Origin of the sequence: Sphingomonas sp. UYEF23 (assembly GCF_040546165.1) — a bacterium.
GTDB classification, from domain to species: domain Bacteria; phylum Pseudomonadota; class Alphaproteobacteria; order Sphingomonadales; family Sphingomonadaceae; genus Sphingomonas; species Sphingomonas glacialis.
Map to the genome: position 1 here is coordinate 510,552 of NZ_JBEPNG010000002.1, position 16,233 is coordinate 526,784.

The following is a 16,233-nucleotide window of genomic DNA, read 5'->3' on the forward strand; positions in this document are numbered from 1 at the left end:
CCCGCGAAAGCGGGGATCCCGCTTTTTCTGCAACGACGGACAAAAGCGGGACCCCCGCCTCCGCGGGGGTGACGGGGGGTAGGTTGAGTACAGTGCTCGGAACCTTGGCGGGCATCGCGCGCCACGGCCGACCCAAAGGGCCGATGGAGACCGTCGATCATGTCGAGGTCACGCTCGATGGCGGGATCCACGGCGACTTTCGCGGAACGATAAAGCCCGGTGGCAAGGGGCGGCGGCAGGTCACGTTGATCGAGCGTGCCGACTGGGACGCCGCGATGGAAGAGGTCGGCCACAGCCTGCCGTGGTTCGAGCGGCGTTCGAACCTGCTCGTCGAAGGCCTTGATCTGCCACAGCGCGCCGGCACCAAAGTGCATATCGGGGACGATGTCGTCCTCACCATCACACGCGAGACCGATCCGTGCGAACGGATGGAAGCGCTCGCGCCCGGCTTGAAGGCAGCATTGCTGCCCGATTGGCGCGGCGGCGCTTGTTCGCGTGTTCTTGTCGGCGGGATCATCCGCGTCGGCGATTCAATCAGGGTGGAACCATGACGGATTCTTCAGTGACGCGCGCTTTCAAGACCCTCGATGACATGGGCGACGTGCGCGGAAAGCGCGTGCTGGTCCGCGAAGATCTCAACGTCCCCATGGCAGACGGAAAAGTCAGCGATGACACGCGCTTCCGCGCAACCTTGCCGACGGTGACCGAACTGTCCGACAAGGGCGCGATCGTGCTGATCCTCGCGCATTTCGGGCGGCCCAAGGGCATGCGCAATCCCGATATGTCGCTCGCCTTGCTCACCAAGCCGTACGAGACCGTCCTCGGCCGTCCGGTCCAGTTCGTCGACTATGACGGCGCGGCGGATGCGATGGCGAACCTGCAGCCGGGCGATGTCGCAATTCTCGAGAATACGCGCTTCAATGCCGGCGAGGAAAAGAACGACCCCGCGTTTGCGGCGCAACTCGCCGCGCTCGGCGATTTCTACGTCAATGATGCCTTCTCGGCCGCACACCGCGCACACGCCTCGACCGAGGGGCTCGCGCATCTGCTCCCGGCGTTTGCGGGTCGCGCGATGGAGACCGAGCTCGACGCGCTCGACAAGGCGCTCGGCAATCCCGAGCATCCCGTCGCGGCGGTGGTCGGTGGCGCCAAGGTGTCGACCAAGCTCGACGTGCTCAAGCATCTCGTCGCCCGCGTCGATCATCTCATCATCGGTGGCGGGATGGCGAACACCTTCCTTGCGGCGCGCGGTGTCGATGTCGGGAAAAGCCTGTGCGAGCATGAGCTTACAGGCACTGCCGAAGAGATCTTCGCAGCAGCCGAGCAAGCCAATTGCACGATCCATCTGCCCTATGACGTCGTGGTGGCGAAGGAATTCCGCGCCAACCCGCCGGTCCGTACCGTCAACGTCCATGAGGTCGCCGCCGACGAGATGATCCTCGACGTGGGGCCGGCGGCGACCGAGGCGCTTGCCGACGTGCTCAAGAACTGCCGCACGCTGGTGTGGAACGGCCCGCTCGGCGCGTTCGAGACGCCGCCGTTCGACACCGCAACCGTCGCGCTGGCGGAGACCGCGGCGGCGCTGACCAAGAGCGGCTCGCTCGTTTCGGTCGCGGGGGGCGGCGATACCGTCGCGGCGCTCAACCAGGCGGGCGCGGCCGACGACTTCACCTTCGTCTCGACCGCGGGTGGTGCGTTCCTGGAATGGATGGAAGGCAAGGACTTGCCGGGGGTTGCTGCGCTCTCGCGGTAAACGGCCGGCCGACCGTCTCCTTCCCCGGCAGGTGCCGGGGAGGGGGGGTTGCGGCTCACCCCGCCGGCACGGGCTCCTGGAGCAGTGGCACGAGCAGCGCGTTGAGTTCACCGAGCTCGAACGCATTGGCCTTGGCGTAGCGCAGGCGCCCGGCGCGATCGATGATGAAGTTGGTCGGCACGCCCGCCATCGCGGCGTAGGGCCCCTTGATCCGCCGCGCCGATTGCATGTGCATCACCGCAAACAGCTTCTTGAGCTGGAACGGTTGGAGCGAATCCTCGGTCGCGATCGCGAAGACTTTGAGGCCGTGGCCTTTCTGCGCTTCGTAATAGGCATCGAGCAGTGGTAGCTCCTGCTTGCACGGCCCGCACCACGTCGCCCAGAAGTTGAGCACGACGACGTGCCCGTGAAGCTGGTCGGAGGAAACCTTGCTGCCGTCGATCAGCGTCAGTTCGAACGGCGGAGCCAGATCGCCGACCTTGGGTTGCGGGCTCGCGCCCGCCAATAGAGCAGCCGCAACAACCAGCGCCCAGCTGCAAGAAAATCTCGATAAAATCCGCATCGCGACGCCCCCGTAAGCGCACGAGAGTGTCGCGGATCACGCGGGCGGTCAATCCTTGGCGCGCTCGGCTTGGGGGGCGGACGGGCGATCGAACAGCAGATAGAGCAGCAACGCCAAACCGCCGATCGCAGCGCCGATCAGGCTCGAGAACGACCAACCGCCCGCCGCGAAACTCGCGCTGCCGATCAGCGATCCGCTCGCGCCGAACACGAAGACGATCGTCATATAGGCGGCATTGATCCGCCCGCCGGCCGCGCTGTCGAGCCCGAAGATGATGCGTTGCCCCGAAATCTGGTTGAGCTGCACCGCCGCGTCGATCAGCACCGCGGTCACCGCAAACGCGATCAGCGCGCCGGCCGCGACGACCAGATCGGCGGCGATGAACGACAGCATCAGGAGCACCAGCGCGACGAGCGTCGTCGCGCGCGCGTGGCCCTTGTCGGCGAGATAGCCGGCAATTGGTGCCGCAAGCGCGCCGCCCGCGCCGGCAAGCGCGAACAAGGCGATGCCGTTCGCCCCTAGCCCGAAGCGCTGCGTGAGGACGAGCGGCGCCGCGGTCCAGAACAGGTTGAACGCGATAAACAGCAGCGCCTGGTACGCCGCGCGCAGCCGCAGGACGGGATAGCGCCGCAGCAGTTCGAGCGAGGAGGCCAGCAGCGCGGAATAGGTGAGGGTGCTGTCAGGACGTCGCGATGGCAGCATCAGCAGCAAGGCGAGGCCGACCAGCGCGGTGACGCCAGCCGACCAGAAGAACAAGGCGCGCCACCCCAGCGCGCCGGCAACGAAGCTCGCGACCGGTCGCGCGAGCATGATCCCGGTAAGCAGTCCGCTCATCACCAGCCCGATCGTCCGGCCTTGGCGCGCTTCGCTGCTGAGCTTGGCGGCGAGCGGGACGAGGACTTGCGCGCCGACCGAGCAAATCCCGGTGGCGAGTCCTGCTATCAGGAAGGTCCGCGGCCCCTCGGCCAGCGCAATGCCGATGCAGCCGAGCGCCGCGCCGACGGTGGCGATGATGATCAGCCGCTTGTTCTCGATCAGATCGGACAGCGGCACTATGAAGGCGAGGCCAAGGCCGTAGCCAAGCTGGGTCAGCGTGACGATGCCGCCGGCCGCCGACGGCGACAGGCCGATGTCGGGGCCGATCATGCCGATCAGCGTCTGGGCGTAATAGAGGTTGGCCACCATCGCCCCGCAGGCAACCGCAATAAGGGCGGTGACGGCGGGGGACAGGTCATGCGTATCGGGATCACTCATGCCGCCTGCGAAAGCGCGCGCGGCGACGAAAGGCAAGTGCGCAGGTCGCAATCGCCTAGCCCACGATTGCTGCGTTGCAGTCCATTGCCGGGCTGACTATCAGCCGCACAAAGAGTCACAACCGGAGAGCTGTCGATGACCCCAATAGTTCAAGCCATTCTCGACAAATATGAGTCGGATAGCCCTGCTACCAAGGCAAATCTTGCGCGCATCCTGATGCACGGCAAGCTCGGCGGCACCGGCAAATTGGTGATTCTCCCGGTCGATCAGGGCTTCGAACACGGCCCGGCGCGCAGCTTCGCGGTCAATCCGGCGGCGTATGACCCGCATTATCACTGGCAGCTTGCGGTCGATGCCGGCCTCTCGGCGTTCGCTGCACCGCTCGGCATGATCGAGGCGGGCGCACAAACCTTTGCCGGCCAGGTCCCGACGATCCTCAAGGTCAACAGCTCGAACAGCTGGGCGCAGGGCGCCAACCAGGCGGTGACGGGTTCGGTCGAGGACGCGGTGCGGCTCGGCTGCGCGGCGATCGGCTTCACCATCTATCCGGGTTCGGACGATTTGTTCGAGATGATCGGCCAGATCCGCGAAATGTCCGCCGAAGCCAAGTCGGTCGGCATCGCCACGGTGATCTGGTCGTACCCGCGTGGCGGCGTGCTGCCCAAGTCGGGCGAGCTCGCGCTCGACGTCGGCGCCTATGCCGCGCACATGGCGGCATTGCTCGGCGCGCACATCATCAAGGTCAAGCTGCCGAGCGATCACATCGAGCAGAAAGAGGCCAAGCCGATGTACGAGGGCACCGACTGGTCGAACCAGGCGGACCGCGTCAAGCACGTCGTCCAGTCGAGCTTTGCCGGGCGCCGGATCGTCGTCTTCTCGGGCGGCGCGGCGAAGGGGTCGGACGCGGTCTATCAGGACGCGCGCGACATTCGCGACGGCGGCGGCAACGGCTCGATCATCGGGCGCAACACCTTCCAGCGCCCGCGCGACGAAGCGCTCGAGATGCTCGCCAAGATCGTCGCAATCTACAAGAACGAGGAATAAGCCGTGGAATTCGCCTATCATCGGAGTTTGGCTCCGATGATAGGCGTTCTGCTCGGCATCGCGATCGTCGAGATGCTGGTGGTGCATCTCGTCGTCGTCGCATGGCTCGGCTGGTGGGCGGCGCTGGTTGCTGGCGTGCTCGATGCCTCGCTGGTGATTGCGCTGATCGGCCTGATCCGATCGTTCCGGCGCCTGCCCGTGACGCTGGCGGATGGCGTGCTGACGATGCGCGCCGGGTGGCTGAAGAGTGTGACGATGCCCGTGGCGCAGATCGCGGGGCTGCGCGCCAGCTGGGATGCAGCGGCGATCAAGCAGCGTGGTGTCCTCAACCTTGCTTTGGCAAGCTGGCCGAACGTTGTCGTCGATCTCCACCCGCCGCTCGCCACGCGGCGCGGCGGGCAACTCCACGCAGTCGCGCACAAGCTCGATGATCCGGTGGCTTTCCATGCCGCGATCGCGGCGCTATCGCGAAGCGATGGACATTGAAGATGCACGCGGCGAAGATCCGCTCGGCCCGCTTGACCCCAATTTCGCGGCACGCTTCACGCGCGACATCCGCCGGCCGCCGTGCCAGCTCTATCTCGTCTCGCCGCTCGACGTCACCGGCGGCTTCGCCGATCGTTTGAAGCGCGCGCTCGACGGCGGGCCGGTCGCGGCGTTCCAGTTCCGCGTCAAGGACGTCGACCAGCACGTCGCCGCCGCGCTTGCCGATCCGCTGCAGCGGATCTGTGCCGATGCCGATGTCGCCTTCATCGTCAACGACAGCATCGCGCTCGCCAAGCGGCTCGGCGCCGATGGCGTGCATCTCGGCCAGGAAGACGGCGACCCGCGCGAGGCGCGCAGCGAATTGGGGACGACGGCGCAAATCGGCGTGTCGTGCCACGACAGCCGCCACCTCGCGATGGAAGCGGGCGAGGCTGGGGCGGACTATGTCGCGTTCGGCGCTTTCTATCCGACGACGACGAAGGTGACCGACCATGTCGCCGATCCGGTGCTGCTGAGCTGGTGGACGACGGTGTTCGAAATCCCCTGCGTCGCGATCGGCGGGATAACCCCGGCCAATGCCGCGCCGCTGGTTGCGGCAGGTGCGGACTTCGTCGCGGTATCGAGCGCGGTGTGGGGCGGCGATGAGGCCGCTGCGGTTCAAGCCTTCGCAGCGGTGCTCGCTGGCTAGAGGCTGGCGCGGATTCGTGCTAAAGCGGGGGCATGGCCAAGCTGTCTCCGATCGAGTCCGAATTCGCCACCACCGAGGAGGCCGAGGCATATGATGTCTGGTTTCGGGCGAAAGTCCAGGAGGCGCTTGATTCGACTCGGCCTAAGATCCCGCATGACGAAGCGATGCGGCGGGTGCGCGGGACGATAGCCGAGGCGAAGCGTGCTGCCGGTCGTCTGGACCGCTGAAGCGCTCGACGCGCTGGACCAGATTGCGGCGTTCATCGCCGCGCGCAACCCGCTCGCGGCGGATCGCCTGCAGTCGCTGTTCGAGCAGGCCGCGGAGAGGCTGCCGCTCCATCCCTAGATGTATCGGTCCGGCCGGGTGAGTGGGACGCGCGAGGCGGTCGTCCACCCGAATTATATCTTGGTCTATCAGGTCGGCGAGACCGCAATCGACATTCTTGCCGTCCTGCACACCCGGCAAGACTACCCCTGATCTACCAGTGCCGCACGCGCCCGGTGTCGACGTGGACGAAACCGTCGCGCGGATAAAACCCCACACCGCCGCCGCCCAGCGCCAACGCCGCGCCGTGCAACCGATCAAGCCGCACGCCAGCGACCTTGATGTCGGTCGCCTTGCCCAGCATGTGCTGGCTCTGGCTCGCAACGCCGGTATGCGAACCGCCTCGGGCGCGCAGCGAGGCGTTGGTGGCGGGTGATCGGTAGCCCGAAATAAGGTCGATCTTGGTACGGCCGCTCAATTCCAGCTTGTCGCGCAGCCTCACCAGCAAGGCGAGCAGCCGGCGGTCCATCGCGGTCGCCTGGCCGGTGCGCCAGTCGCGCAGGCCGTGGTTGAGCTCGGCCAAGCCTTGCGGAACGAACGATCCGTTGCGCGCGAACAGCGCGTCAACGCTCTCGCCGGTGTGGACGTTGCGGATCGCGAGGCGCCACTCCGTGCCAACGGCGACCGCGGGAAGCGGAAGGGCGAGCGCCGCACCGCCGGCAAGCACGCCGCCGATCAGGCCCCGTCGCGAAAGTTTCATTTCGGGATCGCGTAAAGTGTCGGACACAAGCGTGTCACAAGTCGTTGTCTGCATAGTGAATATGTAGGAGCCGAGCGTAATGCGGAAAATGGTGGCCGGAACGGCCTGTCTGGCGATAGCCTCCTTTGGGCTGATCGCCGCTGCCGCGCCGGGAACAAAAGCTGCGTCCGCCGCGACCAAGCTCGATCCGTCCACGCTTCACGTTCAAGTGATCCTCGATCATCTCGGCTTCTCGCCCGGCGTGCTGGATGGTCGCGAGGGTAAGTCGCTGGTTGCCGCACTGAAGGGTTTTCAGGAAACGCGCGGTCTTGAGCAAACCGGCGCAATGGACAAGCCGACGCTGCAGGCACTGTATCCCGATCGTAAGTGGCGCCCGACCGTGATGGTGACGCTCACGCCGGAAATGCTTGCGGGCCCGTACATCAACCCGCTGCCGAAGGACCCGGCGCTGCAGGCGAAGCTGCCGCAGCTTGGCTATCGCACTGCGATGGAGAAGCTCGGCGAGATGTTCCACACCACGCCAGCGGTGTTGGTCGAGCTTAACAGCCCGACGACGCCGCTCAAAGCGGGGAGCAAGATCGTCGTCCCGAACGCAATCGCGACGTCGATGGCGTACAATCCGAAACTGCCGGAGAAATGGCGGCAGACCCTGGCTTCTCTCAACGTCGATTCGACGCAGCCGGCAGGCGCGAAGATCGTGGTGAGCAAATCGCGCGAAGTGCTGCGCGTGCTCGACAAGGACGGCAAGCTCGTCGCGCAGTTCATGGCGACGATGGGCAGCGAGCATGATCCGCTGCCGATCGGCACGTGGAAGATCAACGGCCCGTCGTACAACCCGCCATTTCATTACAACCCCAAGCTGTTCTGGGATGCCAAGGGCAGCGCGAAGGCCGCCTTGCTTCCGCCGGGGCCGAACGGTCCTGTCGGCGTGGTGTGGCTCGATCTTTCGAAGGAGCATTACGGCATCCACGGCACGCCCTCGCCCGAGACGATCGGTCGCGCCGAAAGCCATGGCTGCATCCGCCTGACCAATTGGGACGCCGCGCGGCTCGCAATGATGGTCAAGCCTGGCACGCCGGCCATTTTCGAGAAGTGACCGCGTGAGCCGGGTTGCGCGTTTCGTTCTGATCTCGCTGGCGATCATGGCGGCGGCGTGGATCGCGCTGCTCGCCTTGCTGCCGGAGGCCTCGCGCCGCATCGGTGGCAGCGCCGAGCGATCGCCCGCCGTGAAGTCCCCGCCAGCGGTCGGTGCGGCGGGGGAGGGCGCAGTGCTCGCGGTCCCGATCGGCGGCGTGCGGCGACACGATGTTCGCGAGTCGTGGGGCGATCCGCGCGAAAACGGGCTGCGCGAACATCATGGCACCGACCTGGCAGCGCCTGCCAACACGCCGGTTTTGGCGGCGGCGCCCGGTACCGTTGAGAAGCTCTGGACCAGCGCCGCGGGCGGGACGACCGTGTACGTCCGTTCCCCGGCGCGGAACTGGACCTATTATTATGCCCATCTCAGCGGTTATGCGCCGGGCCTTCATGAGGGCCAGTCGGTCAAGGTCGGGGCCGTGCTCGGCTATGTCGGCGACACCGGGAATGCCGGCGCCGGCAATTTCCACCTGCATTTCGGTCTGACGCACACCACGCCCGACCAGCATTGGTACGAAGGCATGGACGTCGATCCCTACCCCTATCTTGCCGGAAAGGCCTTGCCCCGCTAAGGCGCACGTCCGCGCGGCGTGCCGTGCGCTTGGCTCTTTCCAACTACAGGCTCCCCCATGAAGATCAACGCGGTCGAAATTCGTCCCGGCAATATCCTGGAATATGAAGGCGGTATCTGGAAGACCGTCAAGATCCAGCATACCCAGCCGGGCAAGGGCGGGGCCTATATGCAGGTCGAGATGAAGAACCTCATCGACGGCCGCAAGACCAATGTCCGCTTCCGTTCGGCCGAAAGCGTCGAGAAAGTCCGGATGGACACGGTCGATTTCCAGTATCTGTTCCGCGAGGGCGACACGCTGACCTTCATGGACAAGATCAATTACGAGCAGATCACGCTCGACGCCGGCATTCTCGGCGACGCGGCGGCTTTCCTGCAGGACGGTATGGACGTCGTCATGGAGCTCTGGGACGAGCGCCCGATTTCGGTGCAGCTCCCCGACACGATCGAAGCAACGATCGTCGAGGCCGATGCCGTGGTGAAGGGTCAGACCGCCTCTTCGTCTTACAAGCCGGCGATCCTCGAGAACGGGGTGCGCGTGATGGTGCCGCCGCATATCGGGGCTGGCACGCGGATCGTCGTCGATGTGTACGAGCAGACCTACGTCCGCCGCGCGGACTGATCAATTCTGCCTAACCCTCTCCCGCTTTCGCGGGAGAGGGTTGGGTGAGGGCCTTCTTCTAATCGACGCGCCGAACGAAGAAGGCCCTCACCGACTACGACTAGGCCCGCCCGAAGAGGGCGGACCAAGTCTCCGTAGCCTCTCCCGCGCGCGGGAGAGGGCAAGAGTCTCTATCGAGTATAGCCAATGCCCTCCCATTCCGGCCTCATGACGATCATCGACCGCGCGGTCCGCAAGGCCGGCCCGCGGCTGCGGCGCGACTTCAACGAAGTCCAGCAGCTTCAGGTCAGCCGCAAGGGGCCCGCCGACTTCGTGTCGATGGCCGACGAGCGCGCCGAGCAGACGATCTACGAGGAATTGTCGCGCGCGCGCCCCGATTGGGGTTTTCTGATGGAAGAGCGCGGCGAAGTCCCCGGCGACCCCAACAAGCCGCGCTTCATCGTCGATCCGCTCGATGGTACGACTAACTTCCTCCACGGCATCCCGCATTTCTCGATCTCGATCGCGGTCGAGGAGACGCTGCCCAACGGCAAGCGCGAGATCACCTCGGCGATGGTCTATCAGCCGATCACCGACGAAGCCTTCTGGGCCGAAAAGGGCCGCGGCGCGTGGGTGCAGGAGCAGCGCCTGCGCGTCTCGGCACGCCGCGACCTCTCCGATTCGCTGATCGCGACGGGCATTCCCTTCCTCGGCCACGGCAATTTCACCGAGTGGAGCCGCATCTTCGGTGCGATCGCGCCCGAAGTCGCTGGCATCCGCCGGATGGGCTCGGCCGCACTCGACCTCGCCTGGGTCGCGGCGGGGCGGTACGACGGGTATTGGGAAAGCGGCCTCAAGCCGTGGGACGTCGCGGCGGGCATGCTGCTGGTCAAGGAAGCCGGCGGTTTCGTCAGCGATTTCCGTGGCAGCGACCAGATGATGCAGCGCAGCGAGATTCTTGCGGCAAACGACGCGCTGCAATCGCGACTGCACAAGCTGCTCGCAAACGCGCTGCGGTAAGCGGACCAAAGCCCCTCCCTTGAAGGGGAGGGGCAAGAATTTATCGGGTCTGCGCGCCGGTTAGGCCATGCGCCGCGCGATAATGATCGACCTCGATCAATATCCCCGCGATCTCGGCCGGGGCAAAGCCCTCGTCCCGCTCGGCGCCGGTTTTCGCCTTCAGACGATATTTCCACACCGCGACCCGGCCCGGCAGGTACTTCGCCGCGAGCGTGCGCAGCAGTGCTTCCTCGACCGGGAAAGCGAAGGTCTCGAGATACGCGCACCCGACATAGACGCGGCACGATCCGCGGTAGCGGCCGATGGGGATGAGCGGCACCGACACCGGTCCGTCGGGCGTTTCGTAGTTCACCACCTCGAACCGAGCACGGTGCTGCTCGGTGTAGCGCACCATATGATAGACCTGGAACCGCGTCTCGCCGCTCGTCTTGTCGATGAACGCCCGAAAGAAGCCGTCGTCGTTGACGATCCCGAGCAGCCCGTCGTGCTGCTGCCAGCCGCGCATCGTGGATATCGTCGCGATGGTCTCGAGCGCGTCGTCCTTCACATCGGCCGCGGCGGCGAATTGATCGGGCGTCATCGCGAAAAGCGTGCGGACTTGCCGGGGCAGGGCGTCAGCCGACACGCTGGAGGGCGCCGCAGCCGCCATTAAAACCGCCAGCCGAAGCACGATATGCCGCGCGCGCATTGCCATCCCCCGATGCTCGTCCCCGCTAAGAGTTTGACGCATCGCGATTGTACGTCAAGCACGACGCTTCGCCGGACTTGTTGCGATTCATTCTCACGCCTCTAAGCCTTGCCCGCTCCGGGGCATCGTCCTAAAGCCCCGGGCATCCGTTCGCACATGCGAGAAGCACCCAAGGCTGATCATGCTCGACCTGTCGCAATATCTCCCGATTCTGCTGTTCCTGGGCGTAGCCCTGGTGCTGTCGAGCGCCTTCGTGTTCCTGCCGATTCTGGCGGCACGCTTTACCGGCGCGCACAAGCCTACCGCCGAAAAGCTCAGCGAATATGAGTGCGGCTTCCCCGCATTCGAGGATCCGCGCAGCCAGTTCGACGTGCGCTTCTACCTCGTCGCCATCCTGTTCATCATCTTCGACCTGGAAGCGGCGTTTCTCTATCCCTGGGCCGTATCGGTCTTCAAACTCGGCTGGGTCGCCTGGGGCTCGATGATGCTGTTCATCGTCGAACTCGCGCTCGGCCTCGTCTATGCATGGAAGAAGGGAGCGCTCGAATGGGAGTAGCACCAAGCCTGCCCGGTCACTCGGGCCCCGTCGAACTGCTGCGGCAGCCGAGCGGCAGCGACATCATCCAGCCCGATCAGGCGTTCTTCAACGATCTGAATGGCGAACTCGGCGACAAGGGTTTCCTCGTCACCTCGACCGAGGATCTGTTTCACTGGGCGCGCACCGGCTCGCTGTGGTGGATGACGTTCGGTCTGGCGTGCTGCGCGGTCGAAATGATCCACGTCAACATGCCGCGTTACGATCTCGAGCGCTTCGGCGCCGCACCGCGCGCGTCGCCGCGCCAGTCGGACGTGATGATCGTCGCCGGCACGCTGTGCAACAAGATGGCCCCGGCGCTGCGCAAGGTCTACGACCAGATGTCGGAGCCGAAATACGTTATCTCGATGGGGTCGTGCGCCAATGGCGGCGGCTATTATCACTATAGCTATTCGGTCGTTCGTGGCTGTGACCGGATCGTTCCGGTCGACATCTACGTGCCGGGCTGCCCGCCGACCGCCGAAGCGCTGCTTTACGGGATCATGCAGCTCCAGCGGAAGATCCGCCGCGTCGGGACGATCGAACGGTGAGGGCGCCTGCACCCGCCTATGTCGCCAATGACGGCGTGATCGAAGCCGCTTCGGCGGCACTCGGTGGCCGTTTGCTGCATTCGCTCGACGCCGTCGGCGAAGTCGCGCTGCACGTCGATCGCGTCTCGCTGCTCGAGACGATGGTCGCGCTGCGCGATACGCCCGGTCTCGAATATCAGCAGCTGATGGAAATCGCCGGCGTCGACTATCCCGATCGCGGGGTCGATCGCTTCGAAGTCGTCTATTGCCTGCTCTCGCTGACGCGCAACCATCGCATCCGCGTGCATGTGCAGACCGATGACGAGAAGCCGGTGCCATCGGTGACGGGCATCTGGCCGGTCGCGGGTTGGCTCGAGCGCGAAGTGTACGACATGTACGGCGTGCTCTTCTCGAGCAATGCCGATCTGCGTCGCATCCTCACCGACTACGGTTTTCGCGGTCATCCGCAGCGCAAGGACTTCCCGCTGAGCGGTTATGTCGAACTGCGCTATTCGGAAGAGGCCAAGCGCGTCGTGTACGAGCCTGTCCAGCTTGCGCAGGATTTTCGCACGTTCGACTTCATGAGCCCGTGGGAAGGCGCCGAATACGTCCTTCCGGGCGACGAGAACGCTAAGCTTCCCGAAGAGAAGGGCGCGCCGACGCCGCTCAAGGCCGACGAGATCGTCAAGGCCGACGCCAACGTGTCGGCCAAGGCCGCGCCGAGCGACCCGAAGACGACCGAAAGCACCGCGCAATCGGGCGCCGGCAAGCCCGGTCCGAGTGCCGGCGAGAAGCCTGCCGATCCCGATGTCGTTCCCTCCCCCAAGGGGCAGAACCAGTGACAGAGTATCTCGACCAGCTCGAAAAGCGTTTCGACGGCGAAGACCCCGAGGTCGGCGACGTCGAAATCCAGAACTACACGATCAATTTCGGTCCGCAGCATCCCGCGGCGCACGGCGTGCTTCGCCTGGTGATGGAGCTCGACGGCGAGATCATCGAGCGCGTCGATCCGCATGTCGGCCTGCTGCACCGCGGCACCGAGAAGCTGATCGAATACAAGACCTACATGCAGGCGCTGCCGTATTTCGATCGCCTCGATTACTGCTCGCCGCTGTGCATGGAGCATAGCTATGTGCTCGCGGTCGAGAAATTGCTCGATCTCGAAGTGCCGCTTCGCGCGCAATATCTGCGCGTGCTGTTCGCCGAACTGACGCGCATCTCGAACCACATGCTGAACCTCGGGTCGCACGTCATGGACGTCGGCGCGATGACGCCGAACTTGTGGCTGTTCGAGATCCGCGAAGATTGCATGAACTTCTTCGAGCGCGTCTCGGGCGCACGCATGCACAGCGCCTATTTCCGTCCGGGCGGCGTCCACCAGGATGCGCCGCTCAAGCTGCTGACCGACATCGCCGACTGGCTCGACACGCGCCTGCCGCGTCTGTTCGAGGATGCGATCTCGCTCGTCGCCGACAACCGCATCTTCAAGCAGCGCAACGTCGACATCGCGACCGTCAGCCGTGACGATGCGATCAAATGGGGCTTCTCGGGTCCGATGATCCGCGGCTCGGGCATCGCCTGGGATCTGCGCAAGTCGCAGCCGTACGACGTGTACGACCGGATGGACTTCGACGTGCCGGTCGGCACGCGTGGCGATTGCTATGACCGGTTCATGGTGCGCGTCGAGGAAGTCCGCCAGTCGGCGCGGATCATGAAGCAGTGCCTCAACGAGATGCCAGAGGGGCCGATCGCGTCGCTCGACCGCAAGGTCGTCCCGCCCAAGCGCGCCGAGATGAAGCGCTCGATGGAAGCGCTGATCCACCACTTCAAGCTTTACACCGAGGGCTTCCACGTGCCGGCCGGCGACGTCTATGTCGCGACCGAAAGCCCCAAGGGCGAGTTCGGCGTGTATCTCGTCGCCGATGGCACCAACAAGCCGTATCGCTGCAAGATCCGCCCGACCGCCTTCTCGCATCTGCAGGCGATGGACTTCATGTCGAAGGGCCACATGCTCGCCGACACGACCGCGATCCTCGGTGCGATGGACATCGTTTTTGGTGAATGTGACCGCTAATGGCTGAAGCCCCCAAGATCCCCGACGAAGCCGAGACCCGCGCCCGCTGGGGCGCGTTCGCCTGGACCGAAGAAAACCAGAAGAAAGCGAACGAGATCCTCGGTCGCTATCCCAAGGGGCGCGAGCAATCGGCGTCGCTTCCGCTGCTCGATCTCGCGCAGCGCCAGGTCGGCGCCGAGACGCAGACGCAAGGCTGGCTGCCGGTTCCGGTGATCGAGTTCGTCGCGCGCCAGATCGGCGTGCCGTACATGCGCGTCTACGAAGTCGTCAGCTTCTACACGATGTTCAACATGGCGCCGGTCGGCCGCTATCACGTCCAGGTCTGCGGCACGACGCCGTGCCTGCTCGGCGGCAGCGACGACGTGCTCTCGGCATGCAAGAACAAGGGGCTGATCAAGGGGCGCACGACGCCCGACGGCATGTTCACGCTCACCGAGGTCGAGTGCCTCGGTGCCTGCGCCAACGCGCCGATGGTCCAGATCAACGACGATAATTTCGAAGACCTGGATTACGACAAGACCACGGCGATCCTCGAGGCACTCGCCACGGGCGGGACGGTGACGCCGGGCTCGCAGACCGGGCGTCGCGACAGCTGCCCGGCGGGCGGGCCGACCTCGCTCACCGCAATGGTCGATGAAAACCACGATTATCGCGAGGAGTGGGCCTGATGCTCGCCGACAAGGATCGCATCTTCACCAACGTCTACGGTTTCCAGCCGTGGAACATCGACGCCGCGATCAAGCGTGGTGATTGGGACAACACCAAGGGCCTGATGGCGCTCGGGCAGGATGCGCTGATCGACGCGGTCAAGGCATCGGGCCTGCGCGGCCGTGGTGGCGCCGGCTTCCCGACCGGGACCAAATGGTCGTTCATGCCCAAGGAGCCGAAGGCGGATCGCCCGAACTTCCTGGTGATCAATGCGGACGAGTCCGAGCCGGGCTCATGCAAGGATCGCGAGATCATCCGCCACGATCCGCACAAGCTGATCGAGGGCGCGCTGATAGCGGGCTTCGCGATGCGCGCGCGCGCGGCGTACATCTACATCCGCGGTGAATATATCCGCGAGGCCGAAGTGCTCTTCGCGGCGATTGCCGAGGCGTATGACAAGGGCTTGATCGGCAAGAATGCTTGCGGGTCGGGCTATGATTTCGACGTGTTCTGCCATCGCGGCGCCGGCGCATACATCTGCGGCGAAGAGACGGCGATGCTCGAGAGCCTCGAGGGCAAGAAGGGCCAGCCGCGCCTGAAACCACCGTTCCCGGCAGGGGCGGGGCTCTACGGCTGCCCGACGACGGTCAACAACGTCGAGTCGATCGCGGTCGTTCCGACGATCCTGCGCCGCTCGCCGGAGTGGTTCGCCAGCTTCGGCGCGGAGAACAACCGCGGCACCAAGCTGTTCCAGATCAGCGGCCATGTGAACAAGCCGTGCGTCGTCGAAGAGGCGATGTCGATCACCTTCCGCGAGTTGATCGAGACGCATTGCGGCGGGATCCGCGGCGGCTGGGACAACCTCCTCGCGGTGATCCCCGGTGGTTCCTCGGTGCCGTTGGTGCCAGCGGCCGAGATCATGGACTGCCCGATGGACTTCGACGGCCTCAAGAAGGTCGGCTCGGGGCTCGGCACCGCGGCGATCATCGTGATGGACAAGTCGACCGACATCGTCCGCGCGATCAGCCGCCTCTCGTACTTCTACAAGCATGAGAGCTGCGGCCAGTGCACGCCGTGCCGCGAGGGCACCGGCTGGATGTGGCGCGTGATGGAGCGGATGCGCACCGGCGACGCCGACATCTCCGAGATCGACACGCTGTATCAAGTGACCAAGCAGGTCGAAGGCCACACGATCTGTGCGCTCGGCGATGCTGCGGCGTGGCCGATCCAGGGCCTGATCAAGCACTTCCGCCCCGAAATGGAGCGGCGGATTACGGAAAAGCGCGGTGGTGGTCTCTCGCCGATGATGGAAGCGGCTGAATGACCGCGAAAGTTTTCAAAGAGGCGCGCCGGCCCGATGGTAGCATCGAGCGGTTCGAACCCTATCCATACCAGTGCGGAAATTACATGCGCGGCGACTCAACGCGATCAGACGAACCCATGCAGCCGGAATCCACTCTAAATTCCTTGGCCGCTTGGATAGAAAATCGCCGAGCCAATGGGCTCGGTGGTGGAGTTCGGATGAAGTCGGTCTTAACCGGCAATCAGGGCTTGCACACAATCGCTAAGATCGAGATTC

Annotated in this window: 20 protein-coding genes and 1 pseudogene; 17 read left to right on the plus strand and 4 right to left on the minus strand. The window is 64.9% G+C overall.

Annotation, left to right across the window (positions count from 1 at the left end; all coding sequences use genetic code 11):
* The first annotated feature begins 143 nt into the window (after positions 1-143).
* A complete protein-coding gene (locus ABIB28_RS05675; RefSeq protein ID WP_189675588.1) occupies positions 144-551 on the plus strand; it encodes an MOSC domain-containing protein in 408 nt (135 codons plus the stop codon).
* A complete protein-coding gene (locus ABIB28_RS05680; RefSeq protein WP_354286985.1) occupies positions 548-1,753 on the plus strand; it encodes a phosphoglycerate kinase in 1,206 nt (401 codons plus the stop codon). The genes ABIB28_RS05675 and ABIB28_RS05680 overlap by 4 nt, the downstream gene beginning before the upstream one ends.
* A 55-nt stretch (positions 1,754-1,808) precedes the next feature.
* Here the strand turns inward: ABIB28_RS05680 and ABIB28_RS05685 are convergent, their stop codons facing one another.
* The gene (locus tag ABIB28_RS05685; protein WP_354286987.1) at positions 1,809-2,315 is read right to left on the minus strand and encodes a TlpA family protein disulfide reductase; all 507 of its coding nucleotides are present in this window, start codon (positions 2,313-2,315) and stop codon (positions 1,809-1,811) included.
* 48 nt (positions 2,316-2,363) lie between these two features.
* Complete coding sequence (locus ABIB28_RS05690) at positions 2,364-3,569, minus strand: MFS transporter (RefSeq protein ID WP_354286989.1); 1,206 nt, start codon at positions 3,567-3,569, stop codon at positions 2,364-2,366.
* Positions 3,570-3,704: 135 nt separating this feature from the next.
* On the opposite strand from ABIB28_RS05690, the gene ABIB28_RS05695 reads away from it, so the two are divergent.
* From ABIB28_RS05695 to ABIB28_RS05715, 5 genes and pseudogenes are all read left to right on the plus strand, one after another.
* Positions 3,705-4,613 (plus strand): class I fructose-bisphosphate aldolase, encoded by a 909-nt coding sequence (locus ABIB28_RS05695; RefSeq protein WP_133189402.1) that lies wholly within the window; start codon positions 3,705-3,707, stop codon positions 4,611-4,613.
* A 36-nt stretch (positions 4,614-4,649) separates the two neighbouring features.
* Positions 4,650-5,099 (plus strand): hypothetical protein, encoded by a 450-nt coding sequence (locus ABIB28_RS05700; RefSeq protein WP_189675245.1) that lies wholly within the window; start codon positions 4,650-4,652, stop codon positions 5,097-5,099.
* On the plus strand, positions 5,089-5,787 hold the full coding sequence (thiE, locus tag ABIB28_RS05705; protein ID WP_189675244.1) for a thiamine phosphate synthase: 699 nt from the start codon (positions 5,089-5,091) through the stop codon (positions 5,785-5,787). Before ABIB28_RS05700 ends, thiE begins: the two co-directional genes overlap by 11 nt.
* Before the next feature lie 32 nt (positions 5,788-5,819).
* On the plus strand, positions 5,820-6,014 hold the full coding sequence (gene relB, locus ABIB28_RS05710; RefSeq protein ID WP_322162890.1) for a type II toxin-antitoxin system RelB family antitoxin: 195 nt from the start codon (positions 5,820-5,822) through the stop codon (positions 6,012-6,014).
* Positions 5,989-6,264 (plus strand): annotated as a pseudogene (locus ABIB28_RS05715) (type II toxin-antitoxin system RelE/ParE family toxin). The gene relB and the pseudogene ABIB28_RS05715 overlap by 26 nt, the downstream one beginning before the upstream one ends.
* A 1-nt stretch (position 6,265) precedes the next feature.
* On the opposite strand, the gene ABIB28_RS05720 reads toward ABIB28_RS05715, so the two are convergent.
* Positions 6,266-6,811, minus strand: a complete 546-nt coding sequence (locus ABIB28_RS05720; RefSeq protein WP_354286992.1) for a peptidoglycan L,D-endopeptidase MepK — start codon at positions 6,809-6,811, stop codon at positions 6,266-6,268.
* A gap of 79 nt (positions 6,812-6,890) precedes the next feature.
* Between ABIB28_RS05720 and ABIB28_RS05725 the strand changes: the two genes are divergently transcribed.
* From ABIB28_RS05725 to ABIB28_RS05740, 4 genes are all read left to right on the plus strand, one after another.
* The gene (locus tag ABIB28_RS05725; RefSeq protein WP_354286993.1) at positions 6,891-7,907 is read left to right on the plus strand and encodes a L,D-transpeptidase family protein; all 1,017 of its coding nucleotides are present in this window, start codon (positions 6,891-6,893) and stop codon (positions 7,905-7,907) included.
* Positions 7,908-7,911: 4 nt separating this feature from the next.
* Positions 7,912-8,520, plus strand: coding sequence for a M23 family metallopeptidase (locus ABIB28_RS05730; protein WP_354286995.1), 609 nt, complete (start codon positions 7,912-7,914; stop codon positions 8,518-8,520).
* A gap of 57 nt (positions 8,521-8,577) precedes the next feature.
* A complete protein-coding gene (efp, locus tag ABIB28_RS05735) occupies positions 8,578-9,141 on the plus strand; it encodes an elongation factor P (protein ID WP_010187254.1) in 564 nt (187 codons plus the stop codon).
* A gap of 186 nt (positions 9,142-9,327) precedes the next feature.
* A complete protein-coding gene (locus ABIB28_RS05740; protein WP_133189384.1) occupies positions 9,328-10,140 on the plus strand; it encodes an inositol monophosphatase family protein in 813 nt (270 codons plus the stop codon).
* Between the two features lie 40 nt (positions 10,141-10,180).
* On the opposite strand, the gene ABIB28_RS05745 is transcribed toward ABIB28_RS05740, so the two are convergent.
* Positions 10,181-10,765, minus strand: a complete 585-nt coding sequence (locus ABIB28_RS05745; RefSeq protein WP_354286998.1) for a hypothetical protein — start codon at positions 10,763-10,765, stop codon at positions 10,181-10,183.
* 244 nt (positions 10,766-11,009) lie between these two features.
* On the opposite strand from ABIB28_RS05745, the gene ndhC reads away from it, so the two are divergent.
* Genes ndhC through nuoF form a run of 6 tightly spaced genes read left to right on the plus strand, consistent with a single transcriptional unit; the run spans position 11,010 to position 15,978 of the window.
* Positions 11,010-11,384, plus strand: a complete 375-nt coding sequence (gene ndhC / locus ABIB28_RS05750; protein WP_133189380.1) for an NADH-quinone oxidoreductase subunit A — start codon at positions 11,010-11,012, stop codon at positions 11,382-11,384.
* A complete protein-coding gene (locus ABIB28_RS05755) occupies positions 11,375-11,953 on the plus strand; it encodes a NuoB/complex I 20 kDa subunit family protein (RefSeq protein ID WP_229839220.1) in 579 nt (192 codons plus the stop codon). The genes ndhC and ABIB28_RS05755 overlap by 10 nt, the downstream gene beginning before the upstream one ends.
* Positions 11,950-12,774, plus strand: coding sequence for an NADH-quinone oxidoreductase subunit C (locus ABIB28_RS05760; RefSeq protein WP_354287000.1), 825 nt, complete (start codon positions 11,950-11,952; stop codon positions 12,772-12,774). The genes ABIB28_RS05755 and ABIB28_RS05760 overlap by 4 nt, the downstream gene beginning before the upstream one ends.
* Positions 12,771-14,006 carry an NADH-quinone oxidoreductase subunit D gene (locus ABIB28_RS05765; RefSeq protein WP_133189376.1) on the plus strand — a complete coding sequence of 412 codons (1,236 nt, stop codon included), beginning with the start codon at positions 12,771-12,773 and terminating at the stop codon, positions 14,004-14,006. Before ABIB28_RS05760 ends, ABIB28_RS05765 begins: the two co-directional genes overlap by 4 nt.
* Entirely contained in the window at positions 14,006-14,674 is a 669-nt protein-coding gene (locus ABIB28_RS05770; protein ID WP_189675238.1) for a complex I 24 kDa subunit family protein, read from the plus strand. Before ABIB28_RS05765 ends, ABIB28_RS05770 begins: the two co-directional genes overlap by 1 nt.
* Positions 14,674-15,978, plus strand: a complete 1,305-nt coding sequence (gene nuoF / locus ABIB28_RS05775) for an NADH-quinone oxidoreductase subunit NuoF (protein WP_189675237.1) — start codon at positions 14,674-14,676, stop codon at positions 15,976-15,978. Before ABIB28_RS05770 ends, nuoF begins: the two co-directional genes overlap by 1 nt.
* Positions 15,979-16,233: the final 255 nt, after the last annotated feature.

Coding starts and splice junctions, on each gene's coding strand:
- ABIB28_RS05675 (WP_189675588.1), top strand. CDS start 144: ATGGAGACCGTCGATCATGTCGAGGTCACGCTCGATGGCGGGATCCAC.
- ABIB28_RS05680 (WP_354286985.1), top strand. CDS start 548: ATGACGGATTCTTCAGTGACGCGCGCTTTCAAGACCCTCGATGACATG.
- ABIB28_RS05685 (WP_354286987.1), bottom strand. CDS start 2,315: ATGCGGATTTTATCGAGATTTTCTTGCAGCTGGGCGCTGGTTGTTGCG.
- ABIB28_RS05690 (WP_354286989.1), bottom strand. CDS start 3,569: ATGAGTGATCCCGATACGCATGACCTGTCCCCCGCCGTCACCGCCCTT.
- ABIB28_RS05695 (WP_133189402.1), top strand. CDS start 3,705: ATGACCCCAATAGTTCAAGCCATTCTCGACAAATATGAGTCGGATAGC.
- ABIB28_RS05700 (WP_189675245.1), top strand. CDS start 4,650: ATGATAGGCGTTCTGCTCGGCATCGCGATCGTCGAGATGCTGGTGGTG.
- thiE (WP_189675244.1), top strand. CDS start 5,089: ATGGACATTGAAGATGCACGCGGCGAAGATCCGCTCGGCCCGCTTGAC.
- relB (WP_322162890.1), top strand. CDS start 5,820: ATGGCCAAGCTGTCTCCGATCGAGTCCGAATTCGCCACCACCGAGGAG.
- ABIB28_RS05720 (WP_354286992.1), bottom strand. CDS start 6,811: ATGAAACTTTCGCGACGGGGCCTGATCGGCGGCGTGCTTGCCGGCGGT.
- ABIB28_RS05725 (WP_354286993.1), top strand. CDS start 6,891: ATGCGGAAAATGGTGGCCGGAACGGCCTGTCTGGCGATAGCCTCCTTT.
- efp (WP_010187254.1), top strand. CDS start 8,578: ATGAAGATCAACGCGGTCGAAATTCGTCCCGGCAATATCCTGGAATAT.
- ABIB28_RS05740 (WP_133189384.1), top strand. CDS start 9,328: ATGCCCTCCCATTCCGGCCTCATGACGATCATCGACCGCGCGGTCCGC.
- ndhC (WP_133189380.1), top strand. CDS start 11,010: ATGCTCGACCTGTCGCAATATCTCCCGATTCTGCTGTTCCTGGGCGTA.
- ABIB28_RS05755 (WP_229839220.1), top strand. CDS start 11,375: ATGGGAGTAGCACCAAGCCTGCCCGGTCACTCGGGCCCCGTCGAACTG.
- ABIB28_RS05770 (WP_189675238.1), top strand. CDS start 14,006: ATGGCTGAAGCCCCCAAGATCCCCGACGAAGCCGAGACCCGCGCCCGC.
- nuoF (WP_189675237.1), top strand. CDS start 14,674: ATGCTCGCCGACAAGGATCGCATCTTCACCAACGTCTACGGTTTCCAG.